The 16,775-nt window shown below is 73.4% G+C and carries 17 protein-coding genes; 7 read left to right on the top strand and 10 right to left on the bottom strand.

What is annotated here, in order from left to right; all coding sequences use genetic code 11:
- Positions 1-19: 19 nt before the first annotated feature.
- The 3 genes from ppk2 to ACIQUR_RS32345 are packed head-to-tail and all read right to left on the bottom strand — an operon-like array spanning position 20 to position 3,101.
- Positions 20-1,159, bottom strand: coding sequence for a polyphosphate kinase 2 (gene ppk2, locus ACIQUR_RS32355; protein ID WP_403672203.1), 1,140 nt, complete (start codon positions 1,157-1,159; stop codon positions 20-22).
- Between the two features lie 35 nt (positions 1,160-1,194).
- Positions 1,195-2,091 carry a hypothetical protein gene (locus ACIQUR_RS32350; RefSeq protein WP_403672200.1) on the bottom strand — a complete coding sequence of 299 codons (897 nt, stop codon included), beginning with the start codon at positions 2,089-2,091 and terminating at the stop codon, positions 1,195-1,197.
- Positions 2,088-3,101, bottom strand: coding sequence for an SPFH domain-containing protein (locus ACIQUR_RS32345; protein WP_403672197.1), 1,014 nt, complete (start codon positions 3,099-3,101; stop codon positions 2,088-2,090). The genes ACIQUR_RS32350 and ACIQUR_RS32345 overlap by 4 nt, the downstream gene beginning before the upstream one ends.
- Positions 3,102-3,317: 216 nt before the next feature.
- On the opposite strand from ACIQUR_RS32345, the gene rph reads away from it, so the two are divergent.
- Together rph and ACIQUR_RS32335 are read left to right on the top strand one after the other, a co-directional pair.
- A complete protein-coding gene (gene rph, locus ACIQUR_RS32340) occupies positions 3,318-5,984 on the top strand; it encodes a rifamycin-inactivating phosphotransferase (RefSeq protein ID WP_403672194.1) in 2,667 nt (888 codons plus the stop codon).
- 560 nt (positions 5,985-6,544) lie between these two features.
- Positions 6,545-6,826: a WhiB family transcriptional regulator gene (locus ACIQUR_RS32335; RefSeq protein WP_403672191.1), complete on the top strand. Its 282-nt coding sequence runs from the start codon at positions 6,545-6,547 to the stop codon at positions 6,824-6,826.
- A gap of 89 nt (positions 6,827-6,915) precedes the next feature.
- Here the strand turns inward: ACIQUR_RS32335 and ACIQUR_RS32330 are convergent, their stop codons facing one another.
- The 5 genes from ACIQUR_RS32330 to ACIQUR_RS32310 form a co-directional block, all read right to left on the bottom strand.
- Positions 6,916-7,524, bottom strand: coding sequence for a VanZ family protein (locus ACIQUR_RS32330; protein ID WP_403672188.1), 609 nt, complete (start codon positions 7,522-7,524; stop codon positions 6,916-6,918).
- A 68-nt stretch (positions 7,525-7,592) separates the two neighbouring features.
- A complete protein-coding gene (locus tag ACIQUR_RS32325; protein WP_403672185.1) occupies positions 7,593-8,669 on the bottom strand; it encodes a cytochrome d ubiquinol oxidase subunit II in 1,077 nt (358 codons plus the stop codon).
- A complete protein-coding gene (locus ACIQUR_RS32320) occupies positions 8,666-10,114 on the bottom strand; it encodes a cytochrome ubiquinol oxidase subunit I (protein ID WP_403672182.1) in 1,449 nt (482 codons plus the stop codon). Before ACIQUR_RS32320 ends, ACIQUR_RS32325 begins: the two co-directional genes overlap by 4 nt.
- Before the next feature lie 211 nt (positions 10,115-10,325).
- On the bottom strand, positions 10,326-11,129 hold the full coding sequence (locus ACIQUR_RS32315; RefSeq protein WP_403672179.1) for an SDR family NAD(P)-dependent oxidoreductase: 804 nt from the start codon (positions 11,127-11,129) through the stop codon (positions 10,326-10,328).
- A 46-nt stretch (positions 11,130-11,175) separates the two neighbouring features.
- A complete protein-coding gene (locus ACIQUR_RS32310; RefSeq protein ID WP_403672175.1) occupies positions 11,176-11,802 on the bottom strand; it encodes a flavodoxin family protein in 627 nt (208 codons plus the stop codon).
- An 81-nt stretch (positions 11,803-11,883) separates the two neighbouring features.
- On the opposite strand from ACIQUR_RS32310, the gene ACIQUR_RS32305 reads away from it, so the two are divergent.
- From ACIQUR_RS32305 to ACIQUR_RS32285, 5 genes are all read left to right on the top strand, one after another.
- Positions 11,884-13,350, top strand: coding sequence for an aminotransferase class I/II-fold pyridoxal phosphate-dependent enzyme (locus ACIQUR_RS32305; protein ID WP_403672172.1), 1,467 nt, complete (start codon positions 11,884-11,886; stop codon positions 13,348-13,350).
- A 54-nt stretch (positions 13,351-13,404) separates the two neighbouring features.
- On the top strand, positions 13,405-13,995 hold the full coding sequence (locus ACIQUR_RS32300) for a cysteine hydrolase family protein (protein ID WP_403672169.1): 591 nt from the start codon (positions 13,405-13,407) through the stop codon (positions 13,993-13,995).
- Between the two features lie 186 nt (positions 13,996-14,181).
- Complete coding sequence (locus ACIQUR_RS32295; RefSeq protein WP_403672166.1) at positions 14,182-14,610, top strand: Hsp20/alpha crystallin family protein; 429 nt, start codon at positions 14,182-14,184, stop codon at positions 14,608-14,610.
- A 201-nt stretch (positions 14,611-14,811) separates the two neighbouring features.
- Positions 14,812-15,207, top strand: coding sequence for a DUF2267 domain-containing protein (locus tag ACIQUR_RS32290; RefSeq protein ID WP_403672163.1), 396 nt, complete (start codon positions 14,812-14,814; stop codon positions 15,205-15,207).
- An 80-nt stretch (positions 15,208-15,287) separates the two neighbouring features.
- Entirely contained in the window at positions 15,288-15,686 is a 399-nt protein-coding gene (locus ACIQUR_RS32285; RefSeq protein WP_403672160.1) for an ATP-binding protein, read from the top strand.
- Here ACIQUR_RS32285 and ACIQUR_RS32280 read toward each other — a convergent pair.
- On the bottom strand, positions 15,587-15,919 hold the full coding sequence (locus ACIQUR_RS32280) for an STAS domain-containing protein (RefSeq protein ID WP_403672315.1): 333 nt from the start codon (positions 15,917-15,919) through the stop codon (positions 15,587-15,589). The genes ACIQUR_RS32285 and ACIQUR_RS32280 overlap by 100 nt on opposite strands.
- 349 nt (positions 15,920-16,268) lie before the next feature.
- Positions 16,269-16,664 carry a TraR/DksA family transcriptional regulator gene (locus tag ACIQUR_RS32275; protein WP_403672157.1) on the bottom strand — a complete coding sequence of 132 codons (396 nt, stop codon included), beginning with the start codon at positions 16,662-16,664 and terminating at the stop codon, positions 16,269-16,271.
- Positions 16,665-16,775: the final 111 nt, after the last annotated feature.

Below are 16,775 nucleotides of genomic sequence, written 5' to 3'. Positions count from 1 at the left end.
GCGCGTCCCGGCCCACCCGTCAGGAACGGGCCTCCTCGCCGTCCGCGGGGCCCCGCGGATCGGGGTGGAGGCCGGGGCCGAGCGGCGGCCCGGCCAGGGGGGTGGGGGTGAGGGACGTGGGCTCCTCGCCCGTTTCGAGCAGGGTGTCGGCGGCGCCGACGATGAGGGGGTCGGGCCGGCCCACGGCCGTCTCGTCCTTGCGGTCGTACGCGATGCGCCACAGCAGGCTCCGCATCGCCTCCAGCCGGCCGCGGCGCTTGTCGTTGCTCTTCACCACCGTCCAGGGTGCGTGACCGGTGTCGGTGGCCCGGAACATCGCGACCTTGGCCTGGGTGTAGTCGTCCCACAGGTCCAGCGACGCCAGGTCGGTGGGCGACAGCTTCCACTGCCGCACCGGGTCGACCTGCCGGATGGCGAATCGCGTGCGCTGCTCGGCGCGGGACACCGAGAACCAGAACTTCACCAGCAGGATGCCGTCCTCGACCAGCATCGCTTCGAATGGGGGGCACTGCCGCAGGAACAGCTCGTACTGCTGCCGGGTGCAGAAGCCCATGACCTTCTCGACGCCGGCCCGGTTGTACCAGGACCGGTCGAAGAAGACGATCTCCCCGGGCGCCGGCAGGTGGGCGACGTAGCGCTGGAAGTACCACTGCCCCGCCTCCCGCTCGGTCGGCTTGTCGAGCGCGACGATCCGGGCGCCGCGGGGATTGAGCCGTTCGGTGAACCGCTGGATGGTCCCGCCCTTGCCCGCCGCGTCCCTGCCCTCGCAGATCACCACCAGGCGGGCGCCGGTTTCCCTGACCCAGCGCTGGAGCTTCAGCAGCTCGATCTGCAGGATCCGCTTGGTCCGCTCGTACTCGGCCCGCTTGATCCGGCGGTCGTACGGATAGCCCTCCCGCCAGGTACGGATCGGGGCCCCGTCGGCGTCCAGCAGGACGGGCTGCTCGGGCCGGCGGGCATCCACGCTCAGCCCGGCCAGCAGTTCCCCGGCCCCAGGCCGCCGCAGTTCCCCGGTCTCCGGCGGATCCGGCTCCCCTGCCTCCGGCCGATCCGGCCGATCCGGCCGATCCGGCTCCCGGGCCTCCGGCCGACGCCGCTCCCCGGCCTCAGGCCGGCGCGGCTCCCCGGCTTCCGTGTGCCGCAGTTCCTCCTCGCGCATGCCCCGCCCCTACCCGCGTCCGCCGTCGCAAACGACTACGCCAGCAGCCGCAGCGACGTCGCCGCGATGCCCAGCCGGACGCTCTGGCCCCAGGTCAGGTGCAGGGAGTCGGCCTCCATCCCGTCGCCGAAGACCACGAGCCGGTCCGACTCGACGGTCAGCCGCAGCCCCTGACCCGGCTCCAACTGGCCCGCCACCCTGGACGTTCCGGTCGCGGGCGACGGCCAGGCCTCTCGTACGAACCACAGGAGCCGGCGCTCGCACGGCCCGGGGAGCCGTTCGGTGCTGCCGCGTTCCAGCCACAGGGAGCGCAGCCAGCCGGTCGCCCCGGTGCCGGTGCCGACCAGGACACCGGAGGACGCCTGGGCCTCGCCCCGGTCGTTCCCGCCGTCGGGGCCCAGCCGGTAGCGGGCGGTCTGGTGCCCGGGCGGGCCCAGGTAGATCTCGTTCAGCGCGAGCAGGCGCTGGGTGTCGTCCGCGACGGCCTCGACCATGGTCAGGTCCTCCGTCCCGCCCCCGGCGGTCGCGGCGCGCAGCAGGGCCGCGGCGTCGGCGCAGCGGTGGCGGACCAGGACCCCGGGGTTGCGTCCGGGGTCGGTGTCGATGCCGATCACCGGCTGCCCGGCGAGGTACTTCGCGGTGTTGGCGACCAGACCGTCCTGCCCCACCACGACCACCACGTCCTCCGGCGCGAACAGGAAGCGGTCCAGGTCCGCCCGCTCGACCTGGGAACTGCGCCAGGTGAGCGGCACCGCGGCCGCCACCTCCCGCAGGGCCTGCCGGTTCCGGTTGTGCCGTTCGAGCACCTCGTCGATCGAGCGGCCCCGGCTGGAGAGGAAGAACGCGGCCTGCCCGTGGGTCCCGTGCCGGTCGATCAGCTCCTCGTACTCGGTCCTGCGGTGGACGAGCACCGCGCGAGGGGCCAGGCTCACGCGTCCGCCCCGGAATCCGGGCGCCCGAGCTTGCTGAGGAGGCCGGTGAGGACGTCGGGGGAGAGCGTGATGCTCTCCACGCGCGGCAGGTTCTCCGCCAGCCGGGTCGCCGCCAGGGCGTACAGCGTGCCGGGGCCGGTCTCGCCGTGCACCTGGAGCCACGCAGCCTGGGCCTCGGCGCGCGCCGAGCCCGTCGCGCGTGCCGCCTCGGCGTCCGCGCGGGCCAGCCGGACCTTGCGCGCCGCCTCCGCCTCGGTCCGCACGCTGTCGGCCGCCGCCTTCTCCTCGGCCTCACGGCGGGCGTTGATGCCGCGCTGCTCCACCAACTGCTCCTCGCGGCGGGCGAGTTCGATCTGACTGGCCAGTTCGTTCTCGGCGATCGCGCGCTCGCGCTCCACGGCGACGGCCCGCCGCTCGTAGGTGGCCCGGTCCGCCTCCTGCTGGATCTGCTCGCGGGCCGGCGTGCGCAGGGCGCGCTCCACCTCCGCCTCGGGCCGGATGGCCACGACGCGCACGGCCACCACGTCGATGCCGGTGGCCGGGAGCCGGGGCTCGGCGGCCAGACCGGCGGCGACCCTCTGGCGTACCGAGGCGACGCCGTCCACCAGGGCGACGGCCAGCGGGGTGCGGGCCAGCACGTCCAGCGCGTGCTGCTGCGCGGTCTCGGTGAGGAGGGTGGCGATCTGCTCCAACGGCGCGCCGCGCCAGCTGCCGGTGTCGGGGTCGACGGAGAAGTCGAGCCGGTCCGCCGCCTCGGCCGGGTCGCTGATCCGGTACGTGACGGTCGCCTGCACGGTGACGTCCTGGAAGTCGGCCGTACGGGCGTGGAACGCCATGGCCAGCTCCCGGTCGTCGACGGGCACTTCGGACAGCGCCGCCGACAGCGACCGGTACCAGAAGCTGAGCCCCCGCCCGTCGTGGACGAGCTGGCCGCGCTTGTGGTGGCGGATGTGGGCGGTGGGCGCGGAGCGCAGGTGACGCCAGCCGAAGCGCCGGGTGATGTCGGCCATCGTGGACCCCCTCTATTTCGTCGGTCTGACGATAATCGGGGTCGTCAATATCGTCAAGGGGACGAAAACAGGAGGGGGAGGGGCCGGGAAACACGAAGGGCAAGGAGAGTGATCTCCTTGCCCTCTTCAACGTGTAGCGCAGGGGGGGCCTTGCGGCAAGGCTCCGGTCAGGACGCACAATCGTCGGCCTGAGGACGAGGCAGAGGTGGTTGGCGAGTGAACGAGCAGTACGTGGTGGACCTGCGGGAGACCGACGGGACGCAGATCGCGCGCGTCGGCGGGAAGGGCGCGCACCTGGGCGGCCTGTCGCGGATCGAGGGCATCAGCGTGCCGGACGGCTTCTGCGTGACGACGGACGCCTTCCGGCACCTCGTGGCGGGCGCGCGGCCGCTCGCGGGGCTGCTCGACCGGCTGGCCGGCCTCGACCCGGACGACCGGGACGAGGTCCGCACGCTCAGCGCACGGATCCGCCGGACCATCGAGGACGTCGAACTCCCCGAAGACCTGGTGGCAGCGGTCACCGGCGGGCTTGCCCGGCTCGGCGCGGACGTCCCCTGCGCCGTCCGCTCCAGCGCGACCGCGGAGGACCTCCCGACGGCCTCCTTCGCCGGCCAGCAGGACACGTACCTCAACGTCGTGGGACCGGCGGAGGTCCTCCGGCACCTCAGCCGGTGCTGGGCCTCGCTGTTCACCGAACGCGCCGTCACCTACCGCCGCCGCAACGGGATCGACGACCGCGCGGTCCACATGGCCGTGGTCGTGCAGCGGATGGTCTTCCCCGCGGCGTCCGGAATCCTGTTCACCGCCGACCCCGTCTCGGGCAACCGGAAGGTCGCCACCGTGGACGCCGGCTTCGGCCTCGGCGAGGCCCTGGTCTCCGGCCTGGTCAACCCCGACGTGTTCACGGTGCGCGACGGCCGGGTCGTCTCCCGGACGATCGCCGCGAAGCAGCGCGCCGTCCGGCCCCTGCCGGGCGGCGGTACGGAACTGGTCGAGGTCGGCGAGCAGCAGCGGGAGCAGCCCGCCCTGACGGACGCGCAGGCCGTGGAACTCGTACGGCTCGGACGGCGCATCGAGGCCCACTTCGGCCGCCCGCAGGACATCGAGTGGTGCCTGGACGCGGACGGCGCCTTCCGGATCGTGCAGAGCCGCCCGATCACGACGCTCTTCCCCGTCCCCGCCGCGGAGGACGAGGACAACCGCGTCTACGTCTCGGTCGGCCACGGACAGATGATGACCGACGCCATGAAGCCCCTGGGCCACTCCATGTGGCAGGAGACGGCGATGGTGCCGATGCACGAGGCCGGCGGACGGCTGTTCGTCGACGTCACCGCGCGCCTCGCCGCACCCGAGACCCGCGCCGGCCTCCTGGACGCCCTCGGCAAGGGCGACCCGCTGGTCAGGGACGCCCTGGAGACGGTCCTCGACCGGGGCTTCGTCGCGTCGGGCCCGGACGCCGAGCCCGCCGGCGCTCCGGCCGCCGCGGGCGGGCACAGCGCCGCGCCCAGCGCCGTCGAGACCGATCCCGCCGTGGTCGGCGAACTCATCGAGCGCAGCCGCACGTCCGTCGCGGCGCTGGAGCGCGACCTCCGGACGAAGAGCGGACCCGACCTGTTCGACTACCTGGAGCAGGCCTTCGAGGAGCACCGGCGGGTGGTGGGCGACCCGCTGAGCATGCGGGCGATCATGGCGGGCATGGAGGCCACCTGGTGGCTCAACGACAGGCTGCAGGAATGGCTGGGGGAGAAGAACGCCGCCGACACCCTCACCCTGTCCGCCCCCGGCAACATCACCTCGGAGATGGGGCTGGACCTCCTCGCCGTCGCGGACACGGTCCGCCCGCTCCCCGAAGTGGTCGCGTTCCTCCAGGACGTCCACGACCGGGGCGTCGAGGACGGCGGCTTCCTGGACGGACTCGACGGCCTGCCCGGCGGGCCCGGCGCCCGGAAGGCCATCGAGGACTACCTGGCCCGGTACGGCATGCGTTGCGTCGGGGAGATCGACATCACCAGGCCGCGCTGGCAGGAGCGCCCCGGCGCCCTCGTGCCCGTGATCCTCGACAACGTGCGGAACTTCGAGCCGGGCGCCGCCGCCCGGCGCTTCGAGGAGGGCCGCAGGAGGGCGCACGCCAAGGCGCAGGACGTACTGGCGCGCCTGCGCGCCCTGCCGGACGGCGAGCGCAAGGCCGAGGAGACCCGGCGGATGATCGACACGGTCCGGGCCTTCATCGGGTACCGCGAGTATCCGAAGTACGGCATCGTCAGCCGCTACGCCCTCTACAAGCAGGCCCTGCTCGGGGAGGCCGCGCGTCTCGTGCGGGCCGGTGTGCTGGCCGAGCGGGACGACGTCTTCCACCTGACCTTCCCGGAGTTCCGGGACGTCGTCCGCGGCGACCCGTACGGGTCCGGCGCCGGCGACCGGGCGGCGACGGCCCGGCGGCTCGCCGAGCTGATCCGGCAGCGGAAGGAGGCGTTCAGGTCGTACGAGGCGCTCACCCCGCCCCGGGTGCTCACCTCGGAGGGCGAAGCCCTCACCGGCGCGTACCGGCGTGACGACGTACCGCCCGGCGCCCTGACCGGCCTGCCGGTGTCCGCGGGGACCGTGGAGGGGCGGGCCCGTGTCGTCCTCGACATCGCGGACGCCGACCTGGAGGCGGGCGACATCCTCGTGACGACCTTCACCGACCCCAGCTGGTCACCCCTGTTCGTGGGCGCCGCGGCCCTGGTGACGGAGGTCGGCGGTCTCATGACCCACGGGGCGGTGATCGCCCGCGAGTACGGCCTGCCGGCGGTCGTGGGCGTGGACCGGGCGACCCGGCTGATCCGCGACGGCCAGCGCATCCGCGTACACGGCACCGACGGGTACGTGGAAATCCTCTCCTGAACCGGGCCTGACGCCCCGTCCGGGCGCCCCGCCGGTCCATCCGCCCCGCCCGACCCGGCGGGGCGGATGGACCGGCGGATCCGAGCGCATGCGTGCCCCGCCCCCGGGCAGCAGCGCCGAGTGTCCCCTTCACGCATCCCCACCAGCCGTACGGAGCGGGCCCCCGCCGTTGCGGGCGCCCGCCGCCGTATCCGACTCGACCGCCCCGCCCCGTGATGGCCGGCCCCGGTGACCCCCTGATGGCGATGGCCGCCCTGGCGATGCCCGCCGTGATGCTGTGCGTCCTGCTGGCACTGGGCCGTTACGAGGAGATCCTCCTCGGCCGCCGCTCCCGGCCCGCCCGGCGGCCCCGCCACGCCCGCCCCGCCCGGCCCGGGGCGCGCACCCAGGCCTCCCGCGCCCCCAGACGCCCTCCCGCGTCCCCGCGACCCCGGCACCGCGCGCCGCGGACCGCGCGCGCCGGCGTCCCGGCGGGAGCGGACGTTTCGGAACGCGCCGTCCGGCCAGACGAGGACTGAGCTGCCTGGGGACACCGGTCCCCGTGCGAGAGGAGTCGACCGATGGCGAACGTGTGGCCGCTGCTGGACCGAGCCGAGGACCACCAGACGTGGCCGGACCGCGCCGCGTGCCGGGGTCTCGGTACGCAGGGGTTCTTCCAGCCCGAGTGCGAGAGCGGCCGGGAGCGCTCGGCCCGGGAGGAGGCGGCACGGAAGGTCTGCGCGCCCTGCCCGGTACGCGTCGAGTGCCGCCGGCACGCCCTGAGTTCCCGGGAGCCGTACGGGGTCTGGGGCGGCCTGACCGAGGAGGAGCGCCGGGCCCTCTACGTACGCACCACGGCCTGAAGGCCAGGCACCGGTACGGGCCCGGCCCCGACGCCACCCACGGCGGCCGGGGCCGGGCCCGTACCGGTACGTCCGCTCCTCGCGCCCCCTCAGTCGGGCGCCGCAGCGCCACGGGTGGTCCGGCGGTGCCACCAGTGCCGGCGCGGCCGGTGCACCGCGCGGCCCAGCCGCCGGCCCAGGAGCAGGTAACCGAGCAGCGCGCCGGCGGTGTTGAGGATGACGTCGTCCACGTCGAAGGCCCGGCCGGTGACCAGAGCACCCTGGATGAGTTCGACGAGCGTCATCAGGGCGGCCGTCACCACCCCCACCCGCACGAACCCGCGGGCCGGCGGCACCAGCACCGGCAGCAGCAGGCCCAGCGGCACGCCGAGCAGCAGGTTCCCGCCCAGCTGCCGCACCGCCTCCCGGGCGGGGGCGTCGCCCAGGTACAGCCTGATGGAGCGCCCGGGATGGACGTTGCTGTGCACCAGCGCCGCCGAGGACGCGGAGGGTTCCAGCGTCAGCCGGGCCAGCAGCACGCTGAACGCCACCGTCGCGGCGAACGCCGCCACCATGGCCAGCGCCCGCACCGCGGGGTGCGCCCGCCGGGTCGCCGTGGAGTCCTTCCCCGCGGACGGCGGCGGGGGCTTCCCCTCCGTCGCCGTGCGCCGGGTACCCGATGTGAACCGTCTGCCGATCCGCTCCAGTGTCCAGGTCATGCGGGCGCGTCTACCCCCGAACCGCCTTCGAATTCATGGGAGTTGGAGGGCCCGTCAGCCGGCGGCCGTCAGCCGTCACCGCCGGCCGCCGGGCCCCCGTCGTCCCGGGCGCCCGTGCTGCCGCCCCCGCGCAGCTCTGCGTCGGTGAGTTCCTCCAGCTCCCCGTGCGTGTCCAGCCAGTACAGGAGGACCACCGCCGGTACGACGAGCAACAGGGCCACCAGCGTCACGATCGCCAGCCACGTCAGGGTGGCCGGTGCGCCCGCGGCGTCGGCCACGGTCAGCGAGGTGGGGAGCAGGTAGGGGCGCTGCGCCGTGCCCCAGGCGAGCACGGAGGACCCGACCGCCCCGACCGCCGCCACCCGGACCCACACCCCCGGGGAAGCCCGCAGCAGCAGGGCGCCGGTCGCCACGGCGGACACCACCGCCACGGCGACGAGGAACAGCCCCGGCCCGTGGGTCAGCCCGTGCCACACGTAGGGGGAGTCGTCGTGGAGGACGAACGCCGTGACCACCGCCAGGACGGCGAGCACACCCAGGCCGCCCAGCGCCCGCCGCCTGAAGTGGCCGACCAGGTCCGGCGCGTCGAACCGGCGGGCGTCCCCCGTCAGGAACACCGCGCCGAGGAACGCCGACGTCGTGACGGCACCCAGCCCGAACACGAGCGAGGTCGGGCCGGACCAGGCGTGCGCCGACGCCTCGGTGCCGGGCGTCACCCGCCCCGACGCCACGCCGCCGGCCGCCGCCCCGAGGAAGAACGGCGTCACCACCGAGGCCACGGCGAACACCGCTCCGTACAGCCGGCGCCCGGCAGGCCGCCGGGACGGCTTGCGGAACGCGAAACCGGCCCCGCGCAGCACCATGCCGACGACGGCCAGCGCCAGCGGCACCCACATCGCCGAGAACACGGCCTGGAACAGCACGGGGAACCCGGTCCACATGAGGACGAGGACGAAGATCAGCCAGACGTTGTTCACCTCCCACACGGGAGCCATCGCGTGGTCGACGAGCCACCGGGCACGCCGGCCGCGCCGCGCCCCGCCGGCCGTCAGGTCCCAGAAGCCGGCCCCGTAGTCGGCGCCGCCCGCGCAGGCGTACGCGGTGACGGCGAGCAGCAGCACCACCGCGATCAGGTCGGCGGTCACGGAGTCCCCTCCCCGTCCCCCACGGGCAGCGGCCCGCGTGGTCCGTACGGTGCGTCCGCCTCCGGCGCGGCGGCAGGCCCGCCGGCGGAGTGCTGCGCGTCCGCGAGCCGCCAGCGCTTCCGCAGGCTCAGCAGGACGGCGAGGAACGAGCCGAAGAGGAACGCGTACACGACGACCACGATGCCGAACATGACCCACAGGGTGGGGGAGCGGGTCGCGGTCACCGCCTCGGCGACCCGCATGTTCTCGTACACGATCCACGGCTGCCGGCCCACCTCGGCGGCGACCCAGCCCGCCTCCACGGTCACGACGGCTCCGACGCCGGCACAGGCGGCGCAGCGGTAGAACCACCTCGACGCGGGCAGCCGCCGGTACCGCAGCCAGACCAGGCCGTACCAGAGGGCGAGCACCACCAGCGCCGACCCGACCAGCACCATGATGTCGAACGCCCAGTGGGCGATGGTCGCCTGAGTGGCCGTCGGTCTCTGATCGGCCGCCACGGAGGACAGGCCGCGGACCTCGGTGTCGACGCTGAACCCCGCCAGCAGCGAGTCGAGCATCGGGATGCGGATGCCGCCCTTGACGGTCCCGTCCTCCTGGAGCCTCCCGAAGATGTACTCCGGAACCCGGGTGTCGGTCTTCCAGACGATCTCCATGGCGGCGAACTTCACCGGCTGCTCGTGGAACACCGACCGTGCGAGGGAGTCGCCGAGGACGAACTGCACGGGGGTCGCCACGGCGGCGATGGTGAACGGCACGGCGAAACCCAGCCGGTGGTAGTGGTCGCGCCGCCCCCGCAGCCAGCCCGTCGCGTACACGCCGGAGACCATGAAGCCCGCGGTGAGGACCATCGCGACCACGAAGTGCCAGTACTGCGGCCCGAGCATCGGCGTGAAGACCGCCTTCCAGACGTTCACGTCGACGGGATCGCCCTGCGCGTCGAGCGTGAACCCCTGAGGGGTGTTCATCCACGAGTTGGCGGCGAGGATGCCGAACGCGCCGAGCAGCGCGGCGGCCGGCAGCGGCAGCCCGAGCAGGAAGTGCGTCCGCGGCTTCAGCCGCCGCCACCCGTACAGGTAGATCGCGATGAGCACGGCCTCCAGGAAGAACGCCCAGGCCTCGACGCCGAACCCGATGCCGAACACGTCGCCCCACCGGCCCATCAGACCGGGCCAGAGCAGGCCGAACTCGAAGGAGAGCACGGTGCCGGTCACGATGCCGAGCGCGAACTGCACCGCCATCACGGCCGACCACCGCCGGGCGAGCAGCAGCGCCGCCGGGTCCTGGCGGCGCAGCCCCCGGTGGTGCATCACGAGGGTGATGAACGGGAAGGCGACGCCCAGCGGTACGAGGACGATGTGCGCCGCCAGGGTGAAGGCCATGAGCTCCCTGGCCGGGAGCAACTGCGCCGGGGCTTCCGCCAGCAGGTGGAACGAGGTGGGCATACGGGCCTTCGCCGTGGGGGACAGTCGGAGAGGACCACGCAACCACCGGCACCCCCCACCACGGCGATCCGGCAACCCCCACTACTCCGTTGGGCCCACCACCTTCCCCCGACCGGCGGCACCGGTAGGACGGTCACACCATCCGGGCGCCTGCGCACGGCGAACGCCGCGGCCGCCTTCGGGTGCCGGACGCCGGATGCCGGACGCCGGTTCAGTCGTCGGTGGCCGAGCCGGGTTCGGCCATCCTGCGGTGCCCTTCGGCCTTGAGACCGTCGGGCAGGACCTTGTTGGCCCATCCCTGTGCCCGTGTCTTCAGGGAGCCGGCGACGATCTTGTCCTTGCCCGAGAACAGGGCGTCGAGCCCCTGCCGCGCGACCTGGGCCGGATCGTCCTTGCTTCCGGCGCCGACCTTGGTGTCCTCCATGTCGGCCCGCCGGAAGAAGTCGGTGTCCGTCGGGCCGGGCATGAGGGAGGTGACGGTGACGGGGCCGTCCTTCAGCTCGTTCTGCAACGCCTGCGCGAAGGACTGGAGGAAGGACTTCGAGGCGTTGTACACGGCCTGGAAGGACCCGGGCGTCGTCGAGGCGATGGACGAGGTGATCAGCAGGCGCCCCTCGTCCCGTGCGGCCATGCTGCGCAACAGCCGTTTGGCCAGGTGCACCGTGGAGCGCACGTTCAGGTCGACGATCTCGAACTCGTCCTCCAGATCGGTGTCCAGGAATGCGCCGCCCTGCCCGACCCCGGCGTTGAGCACTCCCACGGCGACCGGACGGGAGGTCGCGGCGACCGCCTCACAGAATCGTTCCGCCTCTTCGTACCGGCGCAGGTCCGCCCGGAGTGTGAAGACGTGCCGGCCCGTGCGGCGCCGGATCTCGGCCGCGGCGTGTTCGAGCCGTTCCCCGTCCGCGGAGTTCATGATCAGGTCGTATCCGCGGTCCGCGAGCTGGAGGGCCAGTTCGAACCCGATCCCGCTCGACGCGCCCGTCACCACTGCCAGTCCGCCGTTTTCGCTCATGCCCCGCTCCTACCCCCAGGGGTGGATCCATTCCACTGCCCGGCCGTCAGGAGGCCGGCGGGTACGCGGCCGCCTTGAGCCGACGGGCGAGGTGCGCCGTGTTCGCGGCGAGCGTCCTGGTGGTGGCCGCGGTCTTCTCGGGGGTCTCGTCGAGCTCCCGGTAGTCGGTGCCCTGCATGGCCTCCCCGACCCAGTAGGTGACGGCGTTCGGCGCGAGGGAGAAGCCGACGTCGTTCAGGCCCTGGAACAGGTCGGCGCTGACGTTGTGCGCGCCGTCCTCGTTCCCGACCACGCACACCGCGGCCACCTTCCCGTACGTGAGCATGCGCCCCTCGGCGTCACTCTCCCCGAGCTCCGCGTCCAGTCGCTCCAGCACGCGCTGCGCGACGCTGGACGGGTGGCCGAGCCAGATCGGCGTGGACAGGACCAGGATGTCGCACCCCAGGATCGTCGTGCGGATCTCCGGCCACGCGTCCCCCTCGCCCATGTCCGTCTCGACCCCCGCCTTCACGTCGTGGTCCGCGATCCTGATCACCTTCCCGGTGACGCCGTGCTCGGCGAGCGCGGTCATGGTCTGCTCGGCGAGCAGCTGGGAGCTCGACGAGGCGGGCGACGGCGAAAGGGTGCACACGAGCGCGACGGCGCGCAGCGGAGTGGTGTCGGTGATGGTCATGACGTCCGGCTACCCCCGGAACCCGCCGCCACACGGAGCGGCGGGCCGTGTGATCCCCCATGAGCCGGGCAGGTGCTCGTCATGGACCAGTCGAAGACCCCCGTGCTCGACGCCCTCGCCGCCTACCACGCGGCCGGCCAGACCCCCTTCACGCCACCCGGCCACAAGCAGGGCCGCGGCGCCGACCCCCGCGTACGGGCGGTCCTCGGCGAGGACGTGTTCCGCTCCGACGTCCTCGCGACCAGCGGTCTGGACGACCGGACGTCCTCGCACCGCGTCGTCGAGGAGGCCCAGGAGCTCATGGCCGACGCGGTCGGCGCCGACCACGCCTTCTTCTCCACGTGCGGCAGCTCCCTCTCGGTGAAGTCCGCGATGCTGTCGGTCGCCGGTCCCCACGAGGAACTGCTGGTGGGCCGCGATGCCCACAAGTCCGTGGTCTCCGGCCTCATCCTCTGCGGAATCCGGCCCGTCTGGGTCGAGCCCCAGTGGGACGCCGAACGTCACCTCGCCCATCCACCGTCCGCCGACGCCTTCGAAGCCGCCTTCGACGCCCACCCCGATGCCCGCGGCGCCCTCGTGACCACCCCCACCCCCTACGGCACCTGCTCCGACCTGGCGGCCATCGCCGAGCTCTGCCACCGCCGCGGCAAACCCCTCATCGTCGACGAGGCCTGGGGAGCCCACCTGCCCTTCCACCCCGACCTGCCCACCTGGGCCATGGACGCCGGCGCCGACGTGTGCGTCACCTCCGTCCACAAGATGGGCTCGGGCCTGGAACAGAGCTCGGTCTTCCACCTCCAGGGCGACCTCGTCGCACCCGAGGTCCTCAAGAGCCGCGAGGACCTCCTCGGCACCACCAGCCCCTCCGTCCTCGTCTACGCCGCCCTGGACGGCTGGCGCCGCCAGATGGCCGAGCACGGCAAGGACCTCTACGACCACGCCCTCGCCCTCGCCGCCGACGTCCGTGACCGGATCGCCGGCATCGACGGCATACGGGTCCACGGCCGCGAGGACTTCTGCGGTCCCGGCCTGGCCAACGACCTCGACCCCCTCCAGATCACCGCCGACATCAGCGACTGGCAGGTGACCGGCTACACGGCCGCCGACTGGCTGCGCGCCCACCACCGCATCAACCTCCACCTCGCCGACCACCGCCGCATCAGCGCACAGCTCACCCACGCCGACGACGAACAGACGGCAGACCTCCTGCTGACCGCCCTCCGCGATCTGGCCGCCCACGCTCCCGAGCTCCGCACCGGCCGGCGCGTACACGTCCCCGACCCTGCCGGACTCCGCCTGGAACAGGCCGTCCTTCCCCGTGACGCCTTCTTCGGACCTACGGAACAGGTGGCCGGCGAGCGCGCCGAGGGCCGCATCGCCGCCGAAATGCTCACCCCGTACCCGCCGGGCATCCCCGCCGCCCTCCCCGGCGAGCGCCTCACCGGCGACGTCCTGCGCTACCTGCGCACGGGCGTGCAGGCGGGGATGGTCCTGCCCGACGCCGTCGACCCCCGGGCCACGAGCATCAGGGTGCTCCGGCAGGACTGACCGAGGGGGTTGCCCCGGCCCGCGTCGGGCAGGTGCCGGACGGAGGCGATCGTCATGGCCCGAACGGCCCTCATCGTGATCGACATGCTCAACAGCTACGAGCACGAGGACGCCGACGCACTCGTGCCGTCCGTACGGGACGCCCTGCCGGGCGTGTGCGCGCTGCTGAAACGGGCCCGGGCCGCGGACTCCCCGGTGATCTACGTCAACGACAACTTCGGACGCTGGCGCTCCCACCACGGAGAGATCCTCGAAACCGCCCTGTCCGGCCGCCACCGCGACCTGGTGGAGCCGGTCACCCCCGACGAGGACTCCCTCTTCGTGGTCAAGGCACGGCACTCGGTCTTCTACGAGACCCCGCTCGCCTACCTCCTGGGCCAGCTCGGGGTCCGCCGGGTGGTCCTCTGCGGGCAGGTCACGGAACAGTGCGTGCTGTACTCGGCCCTGGACGCCCACATCCGGCACTACGACGTCGTCGTCCCCGTCGACGCGGTCGCCCACATCGACCCCGCCCTGGCCGAGGCGGCACTCCGCATGATGCGGCAGAACATGTCCGCCCTCCTCACCACCAGCGATGCCATCACCTTCACGGACTCGACGGCCTCCGCCCCACCACGCCAGGACGGCGGCCCGGTCGACGGATGATCCGCGCCGCGCGGCACCACGCTGACCGGCTCGCTGCGCGACCGCGTACGAGATCGCCCAGCCGAACCAGGCCTCGCCTGGTCATCCATTCGATGTCAGACCGCATTGTCATCGTTTCGATGACGTGCTAGAAAGGAAGAGCCTGAAGCGCACTGGCACCCATTGCAGACACATCAGGAGGTTTCCATGCTGATGCGCACCGACCCGTTCCGTGAGCTCGACCGTCTCACCCAGCAGCTCATGGGTCCGGGCACCTGGTCGAAGCCGTCCGCGATGCCGATGGACGCGTACCGCGACGGGGACGTGTACGTCATCGCCTTCGACGTCCCCGGCGTCGCCAAGGACGCGATCGACATCGACGTCGAGCGCAACATGCTCACCGTCAAGGCCGAACGCCGGCCCACGGCGAGGTCGGAACAGGCCCAGATGGAGCTGGCGGAGCGTCCGCTGGGCGTCTTCTCGCGGCAGGTCATGCTCGCCGACACCCTCGACACCGAACACATCGACGCCGAGTACGACGCCGGCGTGCTGACCCTGCGGATCCCGATCGCCGAACGCGCCAAGCCGCGCAAGATCGCCATCGGTGACGGCGGCCGCAAGCAGCTCAACGCCTGAATCCCGCTGCCCCGAGGCGCGCCGGTCCGAGCCGTTCCGAGCCGCGCCGCACCGCCGGGCTCCCTGGGCCGGCGGTCGGGCCACCCGGCGGAGGACGGGAGTACCCCCTCCCCCCGCTCCCGCCCTCCGCCACCGCCGTTCCCCGCCCCCGCGCACCGCAGCCCGCGGGGGCGCAAGCGCACGCCGGAGGAGGAACCAGCGATGTCCCTGCGATGGGACGCCTTCATCCACAGCGTCCAAGAACGCGGTGAGTACCCCTCCGAGGAGGAGGCCGACCGCGCCGCGCGCGTCGTCCTCGCCCTGCTCGGCGCCCACCTCGTCGGAGAGGACCGCGCCCAGGTCGCGGCCCGACTGCCCGAGACCTACGCCCTGATCCTGCTCAACCCCCTCCAGGCCGCAGAGCCCCTGGACGCGCAGCGGTTCGTACGCGCGACCGCCGCCTGGATCGACGGCGCGACCGAACGCACCGCGGCCTGGGACGTCAGCGCCGTCCTCAGCGTCGTCGCCGACGCCATCGACGAAGACCTCCTCAACCGCGTCCTGCTCCAGCTCCCACCCGGCTACGACCTCCTCTTCGGCCACCCCCAGCCCACCTGAGGGGTCCGCACGGGGATGCGGACCGGTTACGAGGGGTAGCAGCCCGGTCCGGGCAGGCTGGCGAGGGCGGAGGTGGGGTGATGGGGAACCCCGTACGGCGGCACTGCGAGTGCGGCACCGAGGGTGCCGCGGCCCGGGCACGGGAGGAGACCCGACGGTTCTTCGACGACGCACGGGCCGCCGACCACCTCGCCCCCCGCTCCCTTCAGGACACCGTCCTCCTGGTGGTCAGCGAGCTGGTGACCAACGCCGTCCACCACGCCCGTGGCCCCTGCGCCCTCGACATCGTCTGGTCCCGGTGCGGGATCGACATCGACGTCACCGACTCCAGCCCCGAGCCGCCGCGAAGCCGTCCTCCCGACCGGGACGTCGCGGGCGGCTACGGCTGGCCGCTGGTCAACCACCTGGCCGACGAGGTCGACGTCCGCCCGGTCCCGGGCGGCGGGAAGAGCATCCACGTCCACTTCACCGCCGCCTGACACCGCCGCGGCAGCGCGTCAGGAATGGCGGCGGCCGTCGGCGTAGGCGAACAGGGACCGGGTGCCGGTCCGGTCAGGTCCGGCAGCCGCAGGGCCTGGCAGGGCACGCCGGCGAGTTCGAGGGCACCGCCCTCGGCGCGAGCGCGACGGCGCAGGGCCGGCAGCATGTGCAGGCCGGAGGAGTCCATGAACCCCACGGCCGACAGGTCCAGGGTGTGGACACGGCCGTGCAGGTCGATGGCGCGGGTGAGGTCGGTGACGGGGCCCCGCGACCTCCGTCTCGGCCTACTACAGCCCGCTGCTGCACGGGGCCGAGGACTTCGACCGCCTCCACATCCGGGCCGGCGCGCTCGCAGACGCGCAGGTGCTGTACGACCACCCGGAAGAAGACGGCTGGAGCCCGTCCAACCTCTGGCCCCAGGACCGCTCCTGGGTGGTGTGCACGGACTACGACCTGTGGGCGACCAAGGTGGCCGGTCCCACCGCCCTGATCGAAGCCCTCCTCGGCGACACCGAACTTGAGGCCGTACGACTGCCCTGGGACGGCCGACCCCACGCCGACGGGCCGACCCACCCGCCCCCTCACCCCCCAGGGGACTCGGCGCACCGTACGCACGTCACCGCCGCGGGCCGGATCTCCAGCCGCTCGGGCGGTATCGCCTGGCCGCACCCCTCGCACCGACCGTAGGTTCCCCGTGCGAGGCGTTCCAGAGCCCGGTCCACCTCTTCCAGGTGTTCCCGCGCCTGCGCGAGCAGCGCCGCCACGTGTGCCCGTTCGAAGGCGGTGGTGCCGCCCTCGGGGTCGTGCTCGTCGTCGACCGCGATCAGGGCGTTTGCCGCGACGATCCCCTCGAAGTCGCGGTGCAGCGCGGCGGACCGGGCCAGGGTGTCGGCCCGGTCGGCCTCCAGGCGCGCGCGAGCGGCGGAGTACGCGGAGGTGCCGGACCCCGCCCGGGAGCGGCCGGATGCATCGCCCATGCTGCGGCAACGTCGCCGCCCGGACCACGATTCCCACCCGCCCCGACGGACCGCAGCCGGCCGGCCGCGCCCCCCCGCGTACGCGTACCACCCGGCCGCCGACCGGGGCGG

Source organism: Streptomyces sp. NPDC101132 (genome assembly GCF_044759225.1).
In the GTDB taxonomy this organism is placed as follows: Bacteria; Actinomycetota; Actinomycetes; order Streptomycetales; family Streptomycetaceae; genus Streptomyces.
Note: the sequence above shows the minus strand (reverse complement) of the source record. Positions and strands in the feature narration are given on the sequence as shown.